A 17,461-nucleotide genomic window follows, 5' to 3' on the forward strand; every position below is an offset into this window, starting at 1 on the left:
GCGACCACTAGCCGCCCGAGACGGGACGCCCCACGTCCCGGACGGCTCAATCACCGGAATCACCGCCAGAGTCGCCGTGGTCGCCGCCGGAGGAGCCACCACCGCCCCCCTGATCAGCCCGCTCCAGCACGCCGTCGGAACCGGGTGGGTCGAACTCCGGTGCAGCCGGGTCGTCCGCCGTCGGTTTGCGCCGGAGTTCGGGGTTCCGCACGTCCGCCGGCGCCGCGAACGGCAGGCGGGAGCCGGTGAGCCGATAGCGGCGCAGATCCCGGCGCATGCGCAACCCGGTGAGCAGGAACATCACGCCGAACCCGGTGCCGGCGAACAGGTAGGTCATCGTGCGCGTCGTGGGCGACATCCCCGGGCCCTCCGTCGGCAGCCAGCCCCGCGGATCGACCAGGACCTCCAGCCGGTCGCCGACCCGCAGGTCCCGGTCGGCGTGGTACGCGAGCTCGCCGAGGTCCGCGCCGGTGCCGGCGTCCGCGACCCGGATCTTCTGGTCGGTGTCCGGAGCGGAGTCGCCGTGGACGTCGTCGACGACCACGACGGCCACCCGATCGCCGGCCGTGTGCAGGTAGGCGAGCGACAGACCGATCGGGGCGTAGAAGAACAGGCAGACCGAGGCGATCGTTACCGGCAGGATCCACTGCGGTTCGACATCCAGCGAATGTTCGCCGATGAACCACACCACCCCGCTGGCGAACACGCCGACCAGCAGGGGCAAGGAGACCAGGACGGTGAGCCAGGTGAAGCCGAAGCTGAAGCTGAAGGCCACTCCGCCGCTGGTCACCACGACGGCGAGCAGGAATCCGAGGGTCAGCAGAACCTGTCGTACGCAGATCCATGTCCGGGGCACGCCACCATCGTGCCTGCCGCGGGCACCGCCGCCACGTCACCCGGCCGGCGAAGCACCAACCAACTCGCCGGACTCGATCTCGCTCGGATCGGGCAGCCGCAGGCCTCGTGCCCGTACTCCGATCGCGGTACACGTGACCACGGCGTCCGGATGGTCAGCCGAGGAACCCGTCGTGGAACAGCAGGCCGGGCAGGAACAGCAGCACCGGGTAGCAGCAGGCCAGGAGCACGGCGCGGTGGCGGCTGCGCCACGCCGTCGTGGCCAGGCCCGCCACCAACACGGCGGCACAGCCGGCCAGCCCCATGATGAAGGCGTGCTCCAAGACGGTCGACGCGGCGATGGTCATGTCGTCGTCCCGAGACCAGGACTCGACCGGCGAAGGACGATTGCGCTTGCCCGGGAGCAACGTCACCGCGAAGGCGGCCTGGACCGACACCGCGATGATCGTGAGCCCCCGGCCGACTCTCCCGCGCCGGCCGATCGAATCCACCGTCAGGCCGTCGTTGACCCGGTGGGCGTGCGCGAAGCCGGCCACGAGGGTGGGCAGCACGAACAGCACCAAGGCGACCACGTACAGCGCGGTCATCCGGGGCCGGTCCTCGCGCAGCAGCGTCGGCTCAAGGCCCACCGGTGTCAGCGCCTCGCCGAGCGGCATCCAGAAGTGCTTCTGGAAGAAGAGCAGCGCGAGGACCACGATGACCGCGATGACCGGAGCGACATTGTCCGCCGGGGAGGCCAACGATCTGGATCTGCGCCCCCTCCCCCTCGCCTTCGCCACGTCGCCACCCTCCGCTCACGACCCCGAAGGCCTGCGCGCACGCTACAAGGCCGCATGTGGTTCCCGACCACGTTTTGGCGTCGATCGCGCCGACCGGCCCAACAGGCTTGTATGCCTGTCGTCGCTGTCCACTGGACCTGCCGGTTGACGGTTGTCACGGGCCAATCACAGAGAGTATGGTCTAGACCTGCCGCCGCGTTTGGGTGAACGCTCCACCCAGCGCACTCGGGTTGGCGTTCGCCACAAGCGTTTCCGCCCATCCGATCAGAGGAGTCCACATGTCACTCCGCCGAAGGATCGCCGCGGTGGCGGCGGGCGTGCTCGTCGCGCCGCTCGTGACGGTCGCCCTGCCCTCGGCACCCGCGTTCGCGCACGGGTACGTGTCGTCGCCCGCCAGTCGTCAGGCGCAGTGCGCCCGCGGTCTGGTGCCGTGCGGCGACATCAAGTACGAGCCGCAGAGCGTCGAAGGGCCCAAGGGGTTGCGCAGCTGCAACGGCGGCGTCGCCAGGTTCGCCGAGTTGAACGACAACAACAAGGGCTGGAGGGTCGCGAGCACCGGCCGTTCCGTCACGTTCAACTGGACCTTCACCGCCCGGCACCGCACCGCCAACTACGAGTACTACGTCAGCGGCAGGCGGGTCGGCTTCTTCGACGGCGGCAACCAGCAGCCCCCGGCCACCGTGTCGCACACGGTGAACCTGGGCGCGTCCGGCCGCCAGACCGTGCTCGCCATCTGGAACATCGGCGACACCTCGAACGCCTTCTACGCCTGCATCGACGTCAACGCCAGCTAACCCGCGAGTCGAACATCCAGGTCCCGCGAGTCCCACGTTCAGGACCCCCGAGTTCAACGCCCAGGTGGCGAACTCGGGGGTCCTGAGTGTTCGACTCGCGGAACTCGGAGGTTCGACTCGCGGGGTCAGGCGGTGAAGCCGCCGTCGGCGTGGAGTTGGGCGCCCGTCACGTAACGGGCCTCGTCGGAGGCGAGGAACGCGACCGCCGCCGCCACCTCCGCCGGCTGCGCGTAACGCCCGAGCGCGGTGAAGCCGCGGATCACGTCCGCGGCCGCACCGTCCGCCGGGTTCATGTCGGTGTCGGTCGCACCGGGGTGCACCAGGTTCACCGTGATCCCCCGCGGCCCCAACTCCCGCGCCAACGCCTTCGTCAACCCCACCAACGCGGACTTGCTCGCCGAGTACAGCGAGAAGCCGGGGAACACCGCGCGCTCGGCCACGTTGCTGCCGATGCCGATCACCCGCCCACCGTCACCGAGGTGCGGCAACGCCGCCTTCACCGCCAGGAACGCCGCCCGCACGTTCACGTCGAACGTCCGGTCGAACTCCGCCACCCCCAACTCCTCGACCGGCGCCACGATGAACTCGCCCGCGTTGTTCACCAGCACGTCCAACCGCCCCAGCACCGCGACGGCCTCCTCGACCGCGGCGACCACCGCCGCCGCGTCACCGCTGTCCGCCCGCACGGCGACCACCCGCCGCCCCAACCCCTTCACCCGGTCGACCACGTCGCCCGGGTCGTTGCGATAGGTGAACGCGACGTCCGCGCCCAGCTCCGCCAACCGCACCGCGATCGCCGCGCCGATACCCCTGCTGCCGCCCGTGACCAGGGCGACCTTGCCGTCGAAGTTCATGCCACCGATCCTGCGGCCCCGCGGCCCGCGAGTCCGGCGGGAAACGGACGTCACGTCCCACCGGGCAGGTGACCGGGCCTCTCCCCGGGCCGAGCAGGAATTCACGTTGCGAGGCCCGCCGAGGCTCGCATAAGTTCGTGGTACACGAGGAAGGAGGTGGTCCGAAGTTGAATAGCTATAGGACTCGTCGTGAGGTGGCTGTCCGCTAGGACCGACCTTTCCCAGGTGGTCTGGGCGAATCCCAGGCAGCCACCCGGCCCCCGTGACCCCGAGCCCAGTCCAGCTCGGCCCGCACCTGGTGCGGGAAGCGGTCAGGGGGCCGTTTCACGTCCACCGCAGCGGCGGAACGCCAACCGGCTGCGGATCACTCGCCCAAGTGGGTGCGCACGACCCGCAGGTCGGCAAGGAACGCCTGGTACGCCTCGTCCCGGTCCGGAGCGCGGAGCACCGCCGACGGGTGCACGGTCGCGATCACGTCGTGGTCCTCGACCCGCTCCACCTGGCCCCGGCGCTCGCTGACCTTGAACTCGGTGCCCAGCACGGCCTTGGCCGCCGTCGCACCCAGGCACACCACCAGGTCCGGCCGCACCCGCGACAGCTCCGCCCGCAACCACGGCAGGCAGGCCACCACCTCGCCCCGCGTCGGGTTCTTGTGGATGCGCCGCTTCCCGCGCTCGGCGGGCACGAACTTGAAGTGCTTGACCGCGTTGGTCAGGTAGACGCCCTCACGGGCCAGGTCGGCCTCGTCCAACGCCTTGTCCAGCAACCGCCCGGCCGGACCGACGAACGGCTCGCCCTGCCGGTCCTCGACGTCGCCGGGCTGCTCCCCGACGAGCACCAACCTGGCGTTCTCCGGCCCCGTGCCGAACACGGTCCGGGTGGCCGGCTTGTACAACTCGCAGCCACGGCACCCGGCCGCCGCACGGCGGAGCGCCGCCAGGTCCGCGCCCTCGGGCACGAACTCGGCGGCGCTGGGCCTTCGACCGGTGGAACTAGCGGTTGTCGCCACGGAAGGCGTCCTTGACCTTCTCCCCCGCCTGCTTGAGCGAGCCCTTGGTCTGCTCGGCGCGCCCCTCGGCCTGCCACTGCTCGTTGTCGGTGGCGTCCCCGACCGCTTCCTTGGCCTTGCCCTTGAGCTCTTCGGCCTTGTTGTTGAGCTTGTCGTCGGTCCCCATGACCGCTCCTCTCGTCTGCGTCTCTTCCGTCTCCGGGGGGATACCCCTCACCCGGACGGGGAAACTCCGACCACATGACCTCACACATCGTCGCCATCGCCGTCGACTGCCCGTCGGACCAGGTCAAGGCCCTGGAGGAGTTCTGGTGCGCGGCCCTGGGACACCGCGTGGCACGCCGTTGGAAGGACCCGAAGGGGATCGAGTACACCGAGTTGACCGGTGACGGCCCGATGCTCCTGCTGCAACCGGTGGCGGAGCCGAAGCAGGTGAAGAACCGGCTGCACCTCGACCTCGCGGCCGACGGTGATCGCGACGAGGAGGTCGCCCGGTTGACCGGTCTCGGCGCCCGCGTGGTGGACGCCGACCCCGCCCTGCCGTGGGTGGTGTGCGCGGACCCGGCGGGCAACGAGTTCTGCGTGCTCCCGCCGCGCTGAGGTCGCGTCTTCCGGGGTGACCGGGCCGCGACGCGGAGCGACGCGACCCGACACGACCCCTCCTAGTTGCACCGGACGACCCGTCCTCTACTACGGTGATCGTCTACGCGGTTGAAAAGCCAGCCGCAAGCCACCCGGCACCCGCAAGGGCACCAGGGTCAGCGAGAGCTGTGGGCTTGCCGGTGCTGGCACCCGCGTGTCCGGACGCTCTCGCATTGCTGGCCTGGCTGACCGGTACCGAAGTGCGAGAGAGGAGCCCGACCGTGGTCGGGGACAACGGGCGTGACGATTCGCTGACCGCGCGGATCGCCGGCCTAGAGGCCGAGATCGTGGGGCTGCGCAAAGCCGTGCAGACGCGCACCGTGATCGGGCAGGCCACCGGCCTGATATCCGCCGTGCAGGGCTGCACGCCCCAGGAGGGCTTCCAGCTGCTCGTGCGGATGTCACAGCACCACAACGTGAAGCTGCACACGATCGCGCTGAAGCTGCTCGACCTCTCCGCCGAGCTGGGACCGCGGCGGGCCGTGCGGGCCGTCCACGCCTCCACCGAACCCGACGACGGCCAGGTCGTCGTCTCGGGGTGGCCTGGGGTCGAGGTGGTCAACGCGGCCCGCCGGCTCGTCGCGGCCTACGACGCCGCCGAAGGCTCCGGCGACGACCGGCCCGAGGTGCGAAGACAGCTCGCCGACCAGGTCGAGCTGGCCGGTCGGCTGCTGGCCGAGAAGCTCACCGAGGTCGGGTGGCTCGTCCCCGATCACGGGGTGTGACCCACCGCCCGGTCGACGATCGCGAAGGAGTCGGCGGGCAGGCGCACCGCCTGCCCGTCCACCTCCACCTCCGCCGACGCGATCAGCACGTCGCCGACCTCGACGTCGAGCCGCACCTCGGCGTCGTCCCCGAGGTTGCACACCACCCGCAACCCGCCGCGGTGCAGCACGAGCACCGATCCCTCCGTGCGCACCGCGAACCGGTCCAGCCGCGGATCCGCGAGCTCGGGGCGCGACCGGCGCAGCGCGATCAGCGCCCGGTAGAGGTCGAACAGCTCGCGGTGCCCCGGCTCGGACACCTCGTCCCAGCGCAGCGTGGACCGGCGCACGGTCTCCGGGTCGATCGGGTCGGGCACCTCCGCCTCGCCCCACCCGTGCCGGCCGAACTCGCGCCGCCGCCCGGTCCGCACCGCCTCGGCCAGCTCCGGGTCCGGGAACGACGCGAAGAACTGCCAGGGCGTGCTCGCCGCCCACTCCTCGCCCATGAAGATCATCGGCGTGTACGGGGAGCTCAGCACGATCGCCGCGCCCACCGCCTGCCGCCGCCACGGCACCGTCGCCGACAACCGGTCGCCGGTGGCGCGGTTGCCGACCTGGTCGTGGTTCTGCAGGTAGGCGAGGAACCGGTAGCCGGGCAGCCGGGCGCGGTCCACCGGCCGGCCGTGGGTCCTGCCGCGGAACGACGACCACGTGCCCGCGTGGAGGAACACCTCGCGCAGCGTCGTGGCCAACGCGCCCTCGAAGTCGGGGTAGTAGCCGAACGTCTCACCGCTCAGCGCGACGTGCAGCGCGTGGTGCAGGTCGTCGGCCCACTGGGCGTGCAGGCCGTAGCCGCCGCCCTCCCGCGCGGTGACCAGCCGGGCGTCGTTGAGGTCCGACTCGGCGATCAGCGTCAGCGGTCGGCCCACGGCGGCCGACAGGGCGTCCACCTCGACGGCCAGCTGCTCCAGCACGTGCAGCGCGCCGCGGTCCACGAGCGCGTGCACGGCGTCCAGCCGCAGCCCGTCGACGTGGAAGTCCCGCAGCCAGCCCACCGCGTTGTCGATCACGTACCGGCGCACCTCGTCGGCGCCCTCGCCGTCGAGGTTGAGGCCGGGTCCCCAGTCGTTGCTGCCCGCGAAGTACGGCCCGAACCGGTCGAGGTAGGCGCCGGAGGGCCCGAGGTGGTTGTAGACGACGTCCAGCAGCACGGCCAGCCCGCGCGCGTGGCAGGCGTCCACGAACCGCTTGAACCCGTCCGGCCCGCCGTACGGCTCGTGCACCGCACCCCACAGCACGCCGTCGTAACCCCAGCCCGCGGTGCCGTCGAACGAGTTGACCGGCATCACCTCGACGTGCGTGACGCCCAGGTCGACCAGGTGGTCCAGCCGCTCGACCGCGCCGTCGAACGTGCCCGCGGACGTGAACGTGCCGATGTGCAGCTCGTAGACGACGGCACCCGGCAGCGCACGGCCGGTCCACGCCCGGTCGGTCCACTCGAACGTGGCGTGGTCGTAGACCCGTGACGCCGCGTGCACCCCGTTGGGCTGCCACCGCGACCGCGGGTCGGGCAGCGCCTCGTCCGAGTCGCCCAGCAGGAACGCGTAGTCGAGCCCGGAGACGTCCGCGTGCCACCACCCGCCGTCCCCGGCGGTCATCTCGTGGTCACGGCCGTCGACCCGGACGCGGACGCGTTCGTGCGCCGGCGCCCACACCGAGAAAGTCACTGATCTCCTCAGTCCGATTGTCGGCTTCGCCGACCGTCCACCAGAAGTGCCACGGGATAGCGGTCAAGCAGGTCGGCCAGTCGCGGGGTGGCCGGGCGGGACGTGAGCACGTCGGTCCACTCCCCCGCGGGCAGCGGCAGCACCGTGTCGCCCCAGCCGCCCGCCTTCGCCAGGCCCACCGGGAGCCGGGTCGCGACCGCGACCAGTCCTGTCCGCTCGAACGCGACCACGTGCGCCGCGGCCTCACCGGACGCCACCAGCGGCCGGTAGCCGCGGAACAGCTCCGGCCGGTCCCGACGCAACCGCAGCGCGCGCTGCACCACGAGCAGCTTGGCCGCGCCCGAGTCGTCCACGTCCGGCAGCCAGCCGTCCTCGATCCGGTCCAGCAGCCGTCGCCGCACCTCGTAGTCCACCGGTCGCCGGTTGTCCGGGTCGACCAGCGACAGGTCCCACAGCTCGGTGCCCTGGTAGACGTCGGGCACGCCGGGCGCGGTGAGCTGCACCAGCTTCTGCCCCAGCGCGTTGGACCAGCCCGGCGCCACGACCAGGTCGACGAACGACGCCACCTCGGCGGCCACCGGACCGGTCAGCACCTGCTCCGGCCACGCCGCCACGGCCGCCTCGAACTCCTCGTCGTGGTCGATCCACGTGGTGCGGACCTTCGACTCCTTGGCCGCCTTGTCCAGGTAGGCGCGCATCCGGTCGGGGGTGATCGGCCACGCGCCGACCAGCGACTGCCACGCCAGCGCGTTCAGCGACGGCTCGTCGATCGGGTGCGCGGCGGTCCACCGGCGCACCGACTCGGCGAACTCCTCGGGCAGCTCGGCGAGCACCGCGAGCCGGGCCCGCACGTCCTCCGACCGCTTGGTGTCGTGGGTCGACAACGCCGTCATGGCCGCGGGCGTCCCGGCCTCGCGCATCGCCGCCCGCGCGTGGAACTCGTCCACCGGCACGCCGAACCGGTCCGGCGCGCCGCCGACCTCGTTGAGCGCCACGAACCGGGTGAACCGGTAGAACGCGGTGTCCTCGGTGCCCTTGGCGACCACCATGCCGGACGTCTGCTGGATGCGGGTGGCCAGCTCGCCGTGCGGTTCGGCGCGCACCTGCCGGTCGAGCGCCATCGCCGCCGGTGACGTCGACGCGTGCACCGCCGCCGTCCACGCGTCGAGCCCTTCGGGCAGGTAGGAGCGGTAGACGGGGAAGCGGGCCATCACCTCGGCGACCGCCCGCTCGGCCTCCTCGCGGTCCGCGTCACGCACCAGGGCGGCGATCCGGCGCACCTCGGCGCGCAGGATCGTCCGGGTCACCAGGTCGCGGCACTCGTGCTCGACCGCGGCGAAGTCCGTCGGCACGCCCAACTCGTCGGCCAGCGCGGTGAACGCCCCTTCGGCCGCCGGGTCCACGAACAGCCCGCACACCTCGCGCAGCGCGTCGTAGCCCGTGGTGCCGTCGACGGGCCAGCTCGCGGGCAGCCGCTCGTCCGCGCCGAGGATCTTCTCCACCACCAGCCACACGCCCGCGCGTTCCTTGAGCCGACGCGCGTACCCGCCGGGGTCGGCCAGGCCGTCCGGGTGGTCGACCCGCAGCCCGGTCACCTCGCCCGCCGCCACCCAGCGCAGGACCTCGCCGTGGGTGGCGTCGAACACCTCGGGGTCCTCGACCCGCACCGCGGCCAACGTGGTGATGTCGAAGAACCGCCGGTAGTTCAGCTCGCCGTTGCCGCGCCGCCAGAACACCAGCCGGTAGTGCTCGTGCTCCTCCTCGGAGGCCTCGTCGCCCGCGAACGGCAGCAGCAGCGGCCCGGCGTCCCAGTCGATGTCGAAGTACTCCGCGTACCGCGACGCCCGCCCGTGCCGCAGCACGTCCCACCACCACTGGTTGACGTCGTCGGGACCGACCGCCATGTGGTTGGGCACGATGTCGAGCACGAACCCGAGGCCGGCCCGCTTGAGCGCCTTGTGCAGCGCCACCCGGCCCGCCTCGCCGCCCAGCTCCTCCCGGGCCCTGGTCGGGTCGACCACGTCGTAGCCGTGCGTGGAGCCGGGCACCGCCTCCAGCACCGGCGACGCGTACAGCGCGCCGACGCCCAGCGCGTCCAGGTAGTCGACCACGGCCTCGGCGGCGGCGAAGGTGAAGTCGGGGGTGAACTGGATCCGGTAGGTCGAGGACGGCGCCGCACCGACCGGCGCCGCACCGACCGGATCGCTGCGCAGGCGTCCCCCCTGGGGATCCCCTGCTTTCAGGTTACCGGCGGGGTCCGACAATTCCGTCACTCCTGCTCCAACCGCTGCAGCACGACCAACGACCGCGCCACCAGCGTGAGCGTGCCGCCCGCCGGCACCACCTGGCCCAGCTCCGGCGGCGTCACCTCACCGGTCGCGGTGTCGACCACGATCGTCCACTGCGGACCGTAGCCCTCCTCCGGGAGGGTGACCTCGATGTCCTCGTGGTGGGCGTTGAACGCGAGCAGGAACGAGTCGTCCAGCACCCGCATGCCCCGCTGGTCGAGGTCCGGGATGCCCTCGCCGTTGAGGAACACCACGACGCAGCGGCCGAAGTCGTCGCCCCAGTTCCCCTCGGTCATTTCTTCACCCGAAGGTGTGAACCAGGCGATGTCGCGCAGCTCGTCGCCCTTGCGGATCGGCTTGCCCTGGAAGAACCGGCGGCGCCGCAGCACGGGGTGCTGCCTGCGGAACGCGGTCAACGCGGAGGTGAACTCCACCAGGTCGCGGTTCTTCTCGACCAGCGTCCAGTCCACCCAGGACAGCTCGTTGTCCTGGCAGTAGGCGTTGTTGTTGCCCTGCTGCGTGCGGCCGAGCTCGTCGCCGTGCAGCAGCATCGGCACGCCCTGCGACAGCAGCATCGTGGCCAGCAGGTTGCGCCGCTGCCTGGCCCGCAGCTCGTTGACCTCGGGGTCGTCGGTCGGGCCCTCGACACCGCAGTTCCACGACCGGTTGTCGTCCGCGCCGTCGCGGCCCTGCTCGCCGTTGGCCTCGTTGTGCTTGTCGTTGTACGACACCAGGTCGGTGAGCGTGAACCCGTCGTGCGCGGTGACGAAGTTGATCGACGCGTACGGACGGCGCCCGTCGTCCTGGTAGAGGTCCGACGAGCCGGTGATGCGGGACGCGAACTCGCCGAGCGTGGCCGGCTCGCCGCGCCAGAAGTCGCGCACCGTGTCCCGGTACTTGCCGTTCCACTCGGTCCACAACGGCGGGAAGTTGCCCACCTGGTAGCCGCCGGGCCCGACGTCCCACGGCTCGGCGATCAGCTTCACCTGGCTCACCGTCGGGTCCTGCTGCACCAGGTCGAAGAACGTCGACAGCCGGTCCACGTCGTAGAACTCCCGGGCCAGGGTGGCGGCCAGGTCGAACCGGAACCCGTCGACCCGCATCTCCGTCACCCAGTACCGCAGCGAGTCCATGATCAGCTGCAACGTGTGCGGGCTGCGCACGTTCAGCGAGTTCCCGGTGCCGGTGTAGTCCATGTAGAACTTCGGCTCGTCGTCCACCAGCCGGTAGTAGGCCTGGTTGTCGATGCCCCGCATGGAGAGCGTCGGGCCCAGGTGGTTGCCCTCGGCGGTGTGGTTGTAGACCACGTCGAGGATGACCTCGATGCCCGCCTCGTGCAGGGCGCGGACCATGCCCTTGAACTCCTGCACCTGGTTCGCCGTCTCCGGCATCGCCGTGTAACCGGCGTGGGGCGCGAAGAACCCGATCGTGTTGTAGCCCCAGTAGTTGCGCAGGCCCATCTCCTGCAGGCCGTGATCGGTGATGAAGTGGTGCACCGGCATCAGTTCGATGGCCGTGACGCCGAGGCCCTTGAGGTGCTCGATCACGGCCGGGTGCGCCAGGCCCGCGTACGTGCCGCGCAGGCTCCGCGGCACCTCCGGGTGGTGCATGGTCAGGCCGCGCACGTGGGTCTCGTAGATGACCGTCTCGTTGTACGGGATGTTCGGCGGCCGGTCGTTGGACCAGTCGAAGAACGGGTTGACCACGATCGACAGCGGCACGTGACCGGCCGAGTCGAGGTCGTTGCGCGAGTCCGGTTCGCCGAACCGGTAGCCGAACAGCGACTCGTCCCAGTCGACGTCACCCGCGATCGCCTTCGCGTACGGGTCGATGAGGAGCTTGTTCGGGTTGCACCGCAGGCCGCGCGCCGGGTCGTACGGCCCGTGCACGCGGTAGCCGTACTTCTGCCCCGGACCGATGCCGAGCAGGTAGCCGTGGTGGACGAAGCCGTCCACCTCCGGCAGCCGCACGCGCGTCTCGGTCCCGTCGTCGTCGAACAGGCACAGCTCGACGTAGTCCGCGACCTCCGAGAAGAGGGTGAAGTTGGTGCCCACGCCGTCGTAGGTGGCGCCGAGCGGGTATGGAGTTCCAGGCCAGGGCCGCACAGGGATTTCCTCCGGACGAGCTTGGGACGAGTCGACCCCTACCGTTCTAGATCACGTTCCGTCGGCGTGCGACCTGACCAGCTGGCCGCGGGCGGCGACCAGGAGGAGCCTCGCCTCCTGCAGCTCGCAGTAGCGCAGGTGCTCGCACGCCGCCTCGGCGCAGGCGATCGCCTGGGCCAGCGCGCCGTCCGCACCCGCCTCGGTGCGCCGCAGGGCGTCGCGGAGGGATTCCTCGGCGTGGTGGGCCCCGGCGAGCGGGTCGGCGAGGTTCGACGGCCGGACGGCCACCAGGACCCTCTCGACGGTCGACTCCAGGACGTCCACCGGGCTGCTGTGGGGGATCATCTGCTCGGGCACCAGCCCGGTACGGGACACCAAGTCGGTGTTCACGGGTGACTGCCACCTCCAACCATGGCGCGGGTGACTGGTTGACGATACTCCGCGGCCGGGCCGCGTGCTGTGACGTGCGCGTTTCGCTTCATCGCGAACCGCCGGCGGCCCTGGGCGCGCGACCCGCCGCCAGCACCTCGGCCACCCGCCGCACGCCCGGGTCGACGAACAGGTCGTCGAGCTCGACGGGCAGCGGGATGCGCCAGTTCGGGTACTGGTCGGTGGTGCCGGGCAGGTTGGGCTGGCGGATCTCACCCAGCGCGTCCTGCGGCGATGTCAGCACGAGCACGGAACGGGCCTTCGCGAGCAGGGCGTGGAACGCGGTAACCAGGTCATCGGCAGGCACACCTTCCTGCTTGAGGAGTTCGAGCAACTCCCCGCGCTCACGCTCGGCTGCCCGGTATTCCCCGTCCACCGCCCCTTCAAACCGCCCCAGTTCGGCTCGCACCCGAACGTGTTCGGCGGCCAGGAACCCCGCCACCGTCGGCAGGTCGTGGGTGGAGATGCTCGCCATCGCCGACGCGGTCCACTTCTCCGGCGGGATCAGCGGGTGCTCGGGCAGGTCGTACTCGCGCTGGAACCACAGCACCGCCGAGCTGAGCACCCCGTGCTCGTGCAACGCCTCGGTGACCTTCGGCTCGACCGTGCCCAGGTCCTCGCCCACGACGACCGCGCCGGCCCGGTGCGCCTCCAGGGTCAGCACCGCCAGCATCGCCTCCGGGTCGTAGTGCACGTACGTGCCGCGCTGGGGCGGCTCGCCCGGCGGGATCCACCACAGCCGCCACAGGCCGGCGACGTGGTCGATGCGGATGCCGTCGGCGTGCCGCAGCACGCTGCGCACCACGGCCCGGAACGGTTCGTAGCCCTGCTCGGCGAGCCGGTCGGGCCGCCACGGCGGCAGGCCCCAGTCCTGGCCGAGCCGGCTGAACGCGTCGGGCGGAGCGCCGACCGTGACGTCCGCGGCGAACGCGTCGCGCACCGCCCAGGTGTCCGCGCCGCCGGGGTGCACGCCCACCGGCAGGTCGTGCACGACCCCCACCGGCATGCCCGCGTCGTGCGCGGCCCGGCGTGCGTCGGCCAGCTGCCGCTCGCACAGCTCCTGCAGCCACGCGTGGAACGCGACCCGGTCGGGGTCGGCGGTGGCCGTGGCCGGATCGCGCTGCTCCGGCGGCCACGTCCGCCAGTCCGGGCCGTGCACCTCGGCCAGCGCGCAGAAGCGGGCGAAGTCCAGCAGGTCGCCCTCGGGCGCCCTGTGCTCCTCGCGCCGCCAGAGCAGTTCGAGCGCCTTCGCCTTCGCCGTCCACACCGCGTCGTAGTCGATCAGGGCGGTGTCGTTGGGCGGCCTCAGCGCGTCGATCTCCGCGCGGGTCGCGGCGTCGGCGTCCCGGTAGCCGGGGACGTCGGAGATCCGCAGGTAGAGGGGGTTGGCGAAGCGCCGGCTGGAGGGTGAGTACGGCGAGCGCTCCACCGGCAGGGTGGGGCTGACCGCCTGCACCGGGTTGACCAGCAGCACGCCCGCGCCGAGCTCGGCGGCGCTGCGCCGGGCCAGGGTCGCCAGGTCGCCGTAGTCGCCCATGCCCCACGACTCGGCCGAGCGCATGGCGTAGAGCTGGAGCATCCAACCCCACGACCGGGGGACGGGCGGGAGCGTGCGCGGCGCGACGATCACGGTGCGCTCACCGAGCCGGTGGTAGCCCGGGGGCAACGCGGCCGGGAGCTCGACGCGGCCGCCGTCCTCCAGCTCGACCGTGCCGTCCTCGTCCAGGACGTCGCCCGTGCGCAGCACGACGGTCCGGGGCGGGGGCTTGGGCCGGGCGAGGGCGCGGCGCACCGCTTCGGGTGTGGAGGCGTCCACGTCCAGCTGTGCCAGCACGGCCACCACGACATCGGCGTCGACGTCGGCCCGCTGCTGGTTCGCGTCCTCGTAGTGGGTGGCCACGCCGTGTGCGTCGGCCAGTGCCGCGAGCTCGTCGTCCACGCTGGACAGCTTCGTCCCCCTCGGTAGGCCGGTGCCAGGGCCGTTGCGCCTGGTCACCCAAAGGTTGCAGGAAGTTCCCCGTGGTTAATGGCCCGGTCGGGTGGCCGTCAAACCTTGGGCGCGGTGGAATCCCTCACCACCAGCAGCACCGAGGGCGGCTCGGTGTCGTGCTCGTCGCCGCGCAGACCGGCCAGCAGCACGTCGACGGCGTGCTCGCCGCGTTCCCGCCAGGCGCCCTCCACCGCGGTCATGCCCACCGCGCGGGCCAGGTCGGTGCCCTCCAGGCTGACGATGGACACGTCACCGGGCACGTCGCGCCCGTCGCGGCGCAGCCGCAGGAACACGCCGAGCGCCACCTCGCCGCTGGTGCTGATCACGGCGGACGGCAGGCGTTCACCGTCCAGCAGCGCGTCCACCACCTGCTCGCCGCCCGCCACCGTCGAGGACGACCACAGCGTCCACTCGGGACGGGCCGACAGGCCCTCGGCGACCAGCACCTCGTCGTAGGACTCGTCGATGTCGCCCGCCAGCACCAGCGCGACGTCCCGGTGCCCCAGCTCCACCAGGTGCACGACGGCGAGCCTCAGCGCCTCGCGCAGGTCGTCGTCCCACACCGCGACCACGGGCACGTCCAGGCTCTTGAGCGCGGCGTCCTCGGCGTCGGTGAGGTTGACCGCCAGCGCCAGCACGCCGTCGACCCGCCGGCCGAGCGGCAACTCCTCGAAGAACCGCTTGCGCGCGTCGGGGTCGCGCAGCACGTAGAGCAGCACGTCGTACCCGGCCTGCCGCAACGCGCCCTCGGCGCCGGCGAGCAGGTCGCCCCGGCCCACGTCGGCGGTGAGGACCGCGATCGCGTACCGCCGCCCGCCCGCGAGGCTGGAGGCGTCCCGGGCGATCGCGTACCGCATCCGCTTGGCGACCTCGGTGACGTACCGGCGGGTCGCCTCGGACACGCCGGGCTCGCCGCGCAGCGCCCGCGACACCGTCGCCGCGGACACCCCGGCGGCCCGCGCGACGTCGGACATGCTCGTCAACTCACACCTCCCGGCCTGGTACGAGATTAGCGAGATCCGTACGGTTGGCCTGCCGCGAGCACCCTGCGAGACGTGATCGACCCCCTGCGGAAGGACTCCCATGAAGCCCGGCGACCAGGTTCCCGACTTCACCCTGCCCGACCAGGACGGCACCCCGCGGACCCTGTCCGACCTGCTCGCCGGCGGTCCCGTGGTGCTGTTCTTCTACCCCGCCGCGATGACCGCCGGCTGCACCGCGCAGAGCTGCCACTTCCGCGACCTCGCGGCGGAGTTCGCCGAGGTCGGGGCGCAGCGGGTGGGCATCAGCCCGGACTCGGTGCGCCGGCAGAACGAGTTCGCCGCGGCGAACGGCTTCGACTACCCGCTGCTGTCCGACGGCGACGGCGAGGTGGCCGCGGCGTTCGGCGTGAAGCGCCGCTTCGGCCCGCTGCCGGTGAAGCGGCACACGTTCGTCATCGACGTCGACCGCACCGTGATCGAAGTCATCAAATCCGAGTTCGCCATGAACGCCCACGCCGACAAGGCGCTGACCGTGCTGCGCGAGCGCGCCGACCGCACGGCCTGACCGGTCGTCACGGCCGACCGGTCATCAGGGCCGACCCGCCGTCACGGCCTGACCGGTCGTCAGGGCCTCAGCCCGGCGAGGACGAAGTCGGCGATCTCCTCGCCGAGCCGCGTCGGCGACTTGGGCCCGTCCGGCCGGTACCAGGTCGGCAGCTGGTTGACCACGCCCAGCGCGATCAGGACCGCCGTGTCGGCGGGCACCGCGGCGCTGAACTCACCGGCCCGCTGCGCCTGCTCGACCACCGACCGGAACGTCTCGTGGTAGCGCCGCCGTTCGGTCCGGAAGCTGGCCATGCGGTCCGCGTCGAGCCGGTGCATCTCGCGCACGAACACCGCGGTCTCGTCCACGCTCTGCGCCGTCGTCTCGACCAGGCTGACCACGATCCGCCGCACCGTGCTCGCCGCGTCCAGCCCGGCCGCCACGATCCGGTCCAGGTCGGCCATCTGCCGCCCTATCAGCGACCGGTAGATCTCGAACAGCAGGTCGTCCTTGGACCCGAAGTAGTGGTAGAGCGCGCCCTTGGTGACCGAGGCGGCCTCGACCACCTCCTGCACCGTCGTCGCGTCGAACCCCTTGGCGGCGAACAACCGCACGGCCGCGCCCACGATCCGCTCGGACGTCGCCCCGGTCCGCCGCGCCACCGTCAGGCCCCTGGCGCCAGCGCGCGCACCAGGTCGAGCGGGTCCGCACCGGTGGGCAGCAGGGCGATGACGGGCGTGTCGACGCCGTTGGCCGCGTACTTCGCCACGTGCGCGCGGCACTCGTCCACGCTGCCGTGCACGATCAGCGCGTCCACCACCTCGTCCGGGATGAGCGCACCGGCGCCGCGGCGGTCACCGGAGGCCCACGCCTCGTGCATCGGGCGCAGCGCCTCGCCGCGGCCCAGCCAGTCGTGGAACGCCGCGTACGCGGGCACGGTGAGGTACGTGCTGATCAACATGCGACCCAGCGCGCGGGCCGCGTCGGCGTCCTCGGTCGGGCACACGAAGATCCGGGCGGCCAGCTCGCCGCCGTTCATCTCCGCGCGCACCTTGGGCACGTCGTCGGCACCGAGCCAGTTGGTGATGGCGCCGTCGGCCTCGCGACCGGCCAGCCGCAGCATGTTCGGGCGCAGCGCGGCGAGCATGATCGGCACCCGGTGCTCGGGCGTGCGCTCCAGCTTGAAGCCGCGCACGGAGAACGTCTCGTACTCCTCGGACACCTTCTCGCCGGTCAACGCCGCCTTGAGGAACCGCAGCGTGTCCCGCGTGCGCTTGAACGGTTCGCGGAACGGCACGCCGTTCCACCGCTCGACGATCGCGGGCGAGGAGGACCCGATGCCCAGCACGAACCGACCGCCCGACACCTCGGCCAACGTCGCGGCGGTCATGGCCAGCGTCGCCGGGCCGCGGGTGTAGACCGGCGCGATCGCGGTGCCCAGGCGGACGCGGTCGGACCACTGGGCCGCGAGGGCCAGCGGGGTGAAGGCGTCGGTGCCCGCGGTCTCGGCGGACCACACGTCGGTGTAGCCGAGCTCGGCCAGCTCGGCGACCAGCGCGCGGTGGTCGAGCACCGGCACGCCGGTCAGCGGCAGGGTGATTCCCCAACGACCCACGATCGCCTCCTGAAGGTGTCCGACCGCCACCGTACCTCAGGTACCGACCAGTCGGTATGCCCGCTTCGGGGGTTCGCCGACCGCGCCCCGCACGCCGTTCTGCCCCGCCGGAACGATCCCGGCGGGGCAGAACGTGGTACGCG

17 protein-coding genes are annotated in these 17,461 nt (G+C 71.9%); 4 read left to right on the forward strand and 13 right to left on the reverse strand.

The genetic code is table 11. The features are described from left to right. Nucleotides 1-46 precede the first annotated feature (46 nt). Complete coding sequence (locus AB0K14_RS22155; protein ID WP_360455461.1) at nt 47-856, reverse strand: hypothetical protein; 810 nt, start codon at nt 854-856, stop codon at nt 47-49. 154 nt (nt 857-1,010) lie between these two features. After that, nucleotides 1,011-1,550: a hypothetical protein gene (locus AB0K14_RS22160; protein WP_360455464.1), complete on the reverse strand. Its 540-nt coding sequence runs from the start codon at nt 1,548-1,550 to the stop codon at nt 1,011-1,013. A 362-nt stretch (nt 1,551-1,912) separates the two neighbouring features. Between AB0K14_RS22160 and AB0K14_RS22165 the strand changes: the two genes are divergently transcribed. Beyond that, nucleotides 1,913-2,428, forward strand: a complete 516-nt coding sequence (locus tag AB0K14_RS22165; RefSeq protein WP_360455467.1) for a lytic polysaccharide monooxygenase auxiliary activity family 9 protein — start codon at nt 1,913-1,915, stop codon at nt 2,426-2,428. 125 nt (nt 2,429-2,553) lie between these two features. On the opposite strand, the gene AB0K14_RS22170 is transcribed toward AB0K14_RS22165, so the two are convergent. The 3 genes from AB0K14_RS22170 to AB0K14_RS22180 form a co-directional block, all read right to left on the reverse strand. Further along, entirely contained in the window at nt 2,554-3,282 is a 729-nt protein-coding gene (locus tag AB0K14_RS22170; RefSeq protein ID WP_360455470.1) for an SDR family oxidoreductase, read from the reverse strand. 364 nt (nt 3,283-3,646) lie between these two features. Then, entirely contained in the window at nt 3,647-4,291 is a 645-nt protein-coding gene (locus tag AB0K14_RS22175; protein ID WP_360455473.1) for a UdgX family uracil-DNA binding protein, read from the reverse strand. Then, nucleotides 4,275-4,457: a CsbD family protein gene (locus AB0K14_RS22180; RefSeq protein ID WP_360455476.1), complete on the reverse strand. Its 183-nt coding sequence runs from the start codon at nt 4,455-4,457 to the stop codon at nt 4,275-4,277. Before AB0K14_RS22180 ends, AB0K14_RS22175 begins: the two co-directional genes overlap by 17 nt. Nucleotides 4,458-4,531: 74 nt before the next feature. On the opposite strand from AB0K14_RS22180, the gene AB0K14_RS22185 reads away from it, so the two are divergent. Continuing rightward, nucleotides 4,532-4,891 (forward strand): VOC family protein, encoded by a 360-nt coding sequence (locus AB0K14_RS22185; protein ID WP_360455479.1) that lies wholly within the window; start codon nt 4,532-4,534, stop codon nt 4,889-4,891. A 263-nt stretch (nt 4,892-5,154) separates the two neighbouring features. Then, a complete protein-coding gene (locus tag AB0K14_RS22190; protein ID WP_360455482.1) occupies nt 5,155-5,658 on the forward strand; it encodes an ANTAR domain-containing protein in 504 nt (167 codons plus the stop codon). On the opposite strand, the gene treZ is transcribed toward AB0K14_RS22190, so the two are convergent. From treZ to AB0K14_RS22220, 6 genes are all read right to left on the reverse strand, one after another. Next, on the reverse strand, nt 5,646-7,364 hold the full coding sequence (gene treZ / locus AB0K14_RS22195) for a malto-oligosyltrehalose trehalohydrolase (protein ID WP_360455485.1): 1,719 nt from the start codon (nt 7,362-7,364) through the stop codon (nt 5,646-5,648). The two genes, AB0K14_RS22190 and treZ, sit on opposite strands and share 13 nt — an antisense overlap. An 8-nt stretch (nt 7,365-7,372) precedes the next feature. Continuing rightward, nucleotides 7,373-9,577 carry a malto-oligosyltrehalose synthase gene (gene treY / locus AB0K14_RS22200; RefSeq protein WP_360455586.1) on the reverse strand — a complete coding sequence of 735 codons (2,205 nt, stop codon included), beginning with the start codon at nt 9,575-9,577 and terminating at the stop codon, nt 7,373-7,375. A 56-nt stretch (nt 9,578-9,633) separates the two neighbouring features. Next, entirely contained in the window at nt 9,634-11,757 is a 2,124-nt protein-coding gene (glgX, locus tag AB0K14_RS22205) for a glycogen debranching protein GlgX (protein WP_360455488.1), read from the reverse strand. A 51-nt stretch (nt 11,758-11,808) separates the two neighbouring features. After that, a complete protein-coding gene (locus AB0K14_RS22210; RefSeq protein ID WP_360455491.1) occupies nt 11,809-12,147 on the reverse strand; it encodes a hypothetical protein in 339 nt (112 codons plus the stop codon). A gap of 88 nt (nt 12,148-12,235) precedes the next feature. Then, nucleotides 12,236-14,125 (reverse strand): 4-alpha-glucanotransferase, encoded by a 1,890-nt coding sequence (gene malQ, locus AB0K14_RS22215; RefSeq protein WP_360455494.1) that lies wholly within the window; start codon nt 14,123-14,125, stop codon nt 12,236-12,238. A gap of 107 nt (nt 14,126-14,232) precedes the next feature. Then, on the reverse strand, nt 14,233-15,150 hold the full coding sequence (locus AB0K14_RS22220) for a LacI family DNA-binding transcriptional regulator (RefSeq protein ID WP_360455589.1): 918 nt from the start codon (nt 15,148-15,150) through the stop codon (nt 14,233-14,235). 109 nt (nt 15,151-15,259) lie between these two features. On the opposite strand from AB0K14_RS22220, the gene AB0K14_RS22225 reads away from it, so the two are divergent. Further along, nucleotides 15,260-15,724, forward strand: a complete 465-nt coding sequence (locus AB0K14_RS22225; protein ID WP_360455497.1) for a peroxiredoxin — start codon at nt 15,260-15,262, stop codon at nt 15,722-15,724. Between the two features lie 59 nt (nt 15,725-15,783). Here the strand turns inward: AB0K14_RS22225 and AB0K14_RS22230 are convergent, their stop codons facing one another. Both AB0K14_RS22230 and AB0K14_RS22235 read right to left on the reverse strand, forming a co-directional pair. Continuing rightward, nucleotides 15,784-16,365, reverse strand: a complete 582-nt coding sequence (locus AB0K14_RS22230; protein WP_360455500.1) for a TetR/AcrR family transcriptional regulator — start codon at nt 16,363-16,365, stop codon at nt 15,784-15,786. A gap of 2 nt (nt 16,366-16,367) precedes the next feature. Beyond that, nucleotides 16,368-17,318 carry an LLM class F420-dependent oxidoreductase gene (locus AB0K14_RS22235; RefSeq protein ID WP_360455503.1) on the reverse strand — a complete coding sequence of 317 codons (951 nt, stop codon included), beginning with the start codon at nt 17,316-17,318 and terminating at the stop codon, nt 16,368-16,370. Nucleotides 17,319-17,461: the final 143 nt, after the last annotated feature.

Source organism: Actinosynnema sp. NPDC050801, from assembly GCF_040673975.1.
GTDB lineage: Bacteria > Actinomycetota > Actinomycetes > Mycobacteriales > Pseudonocardiaceae > Actinosynnema.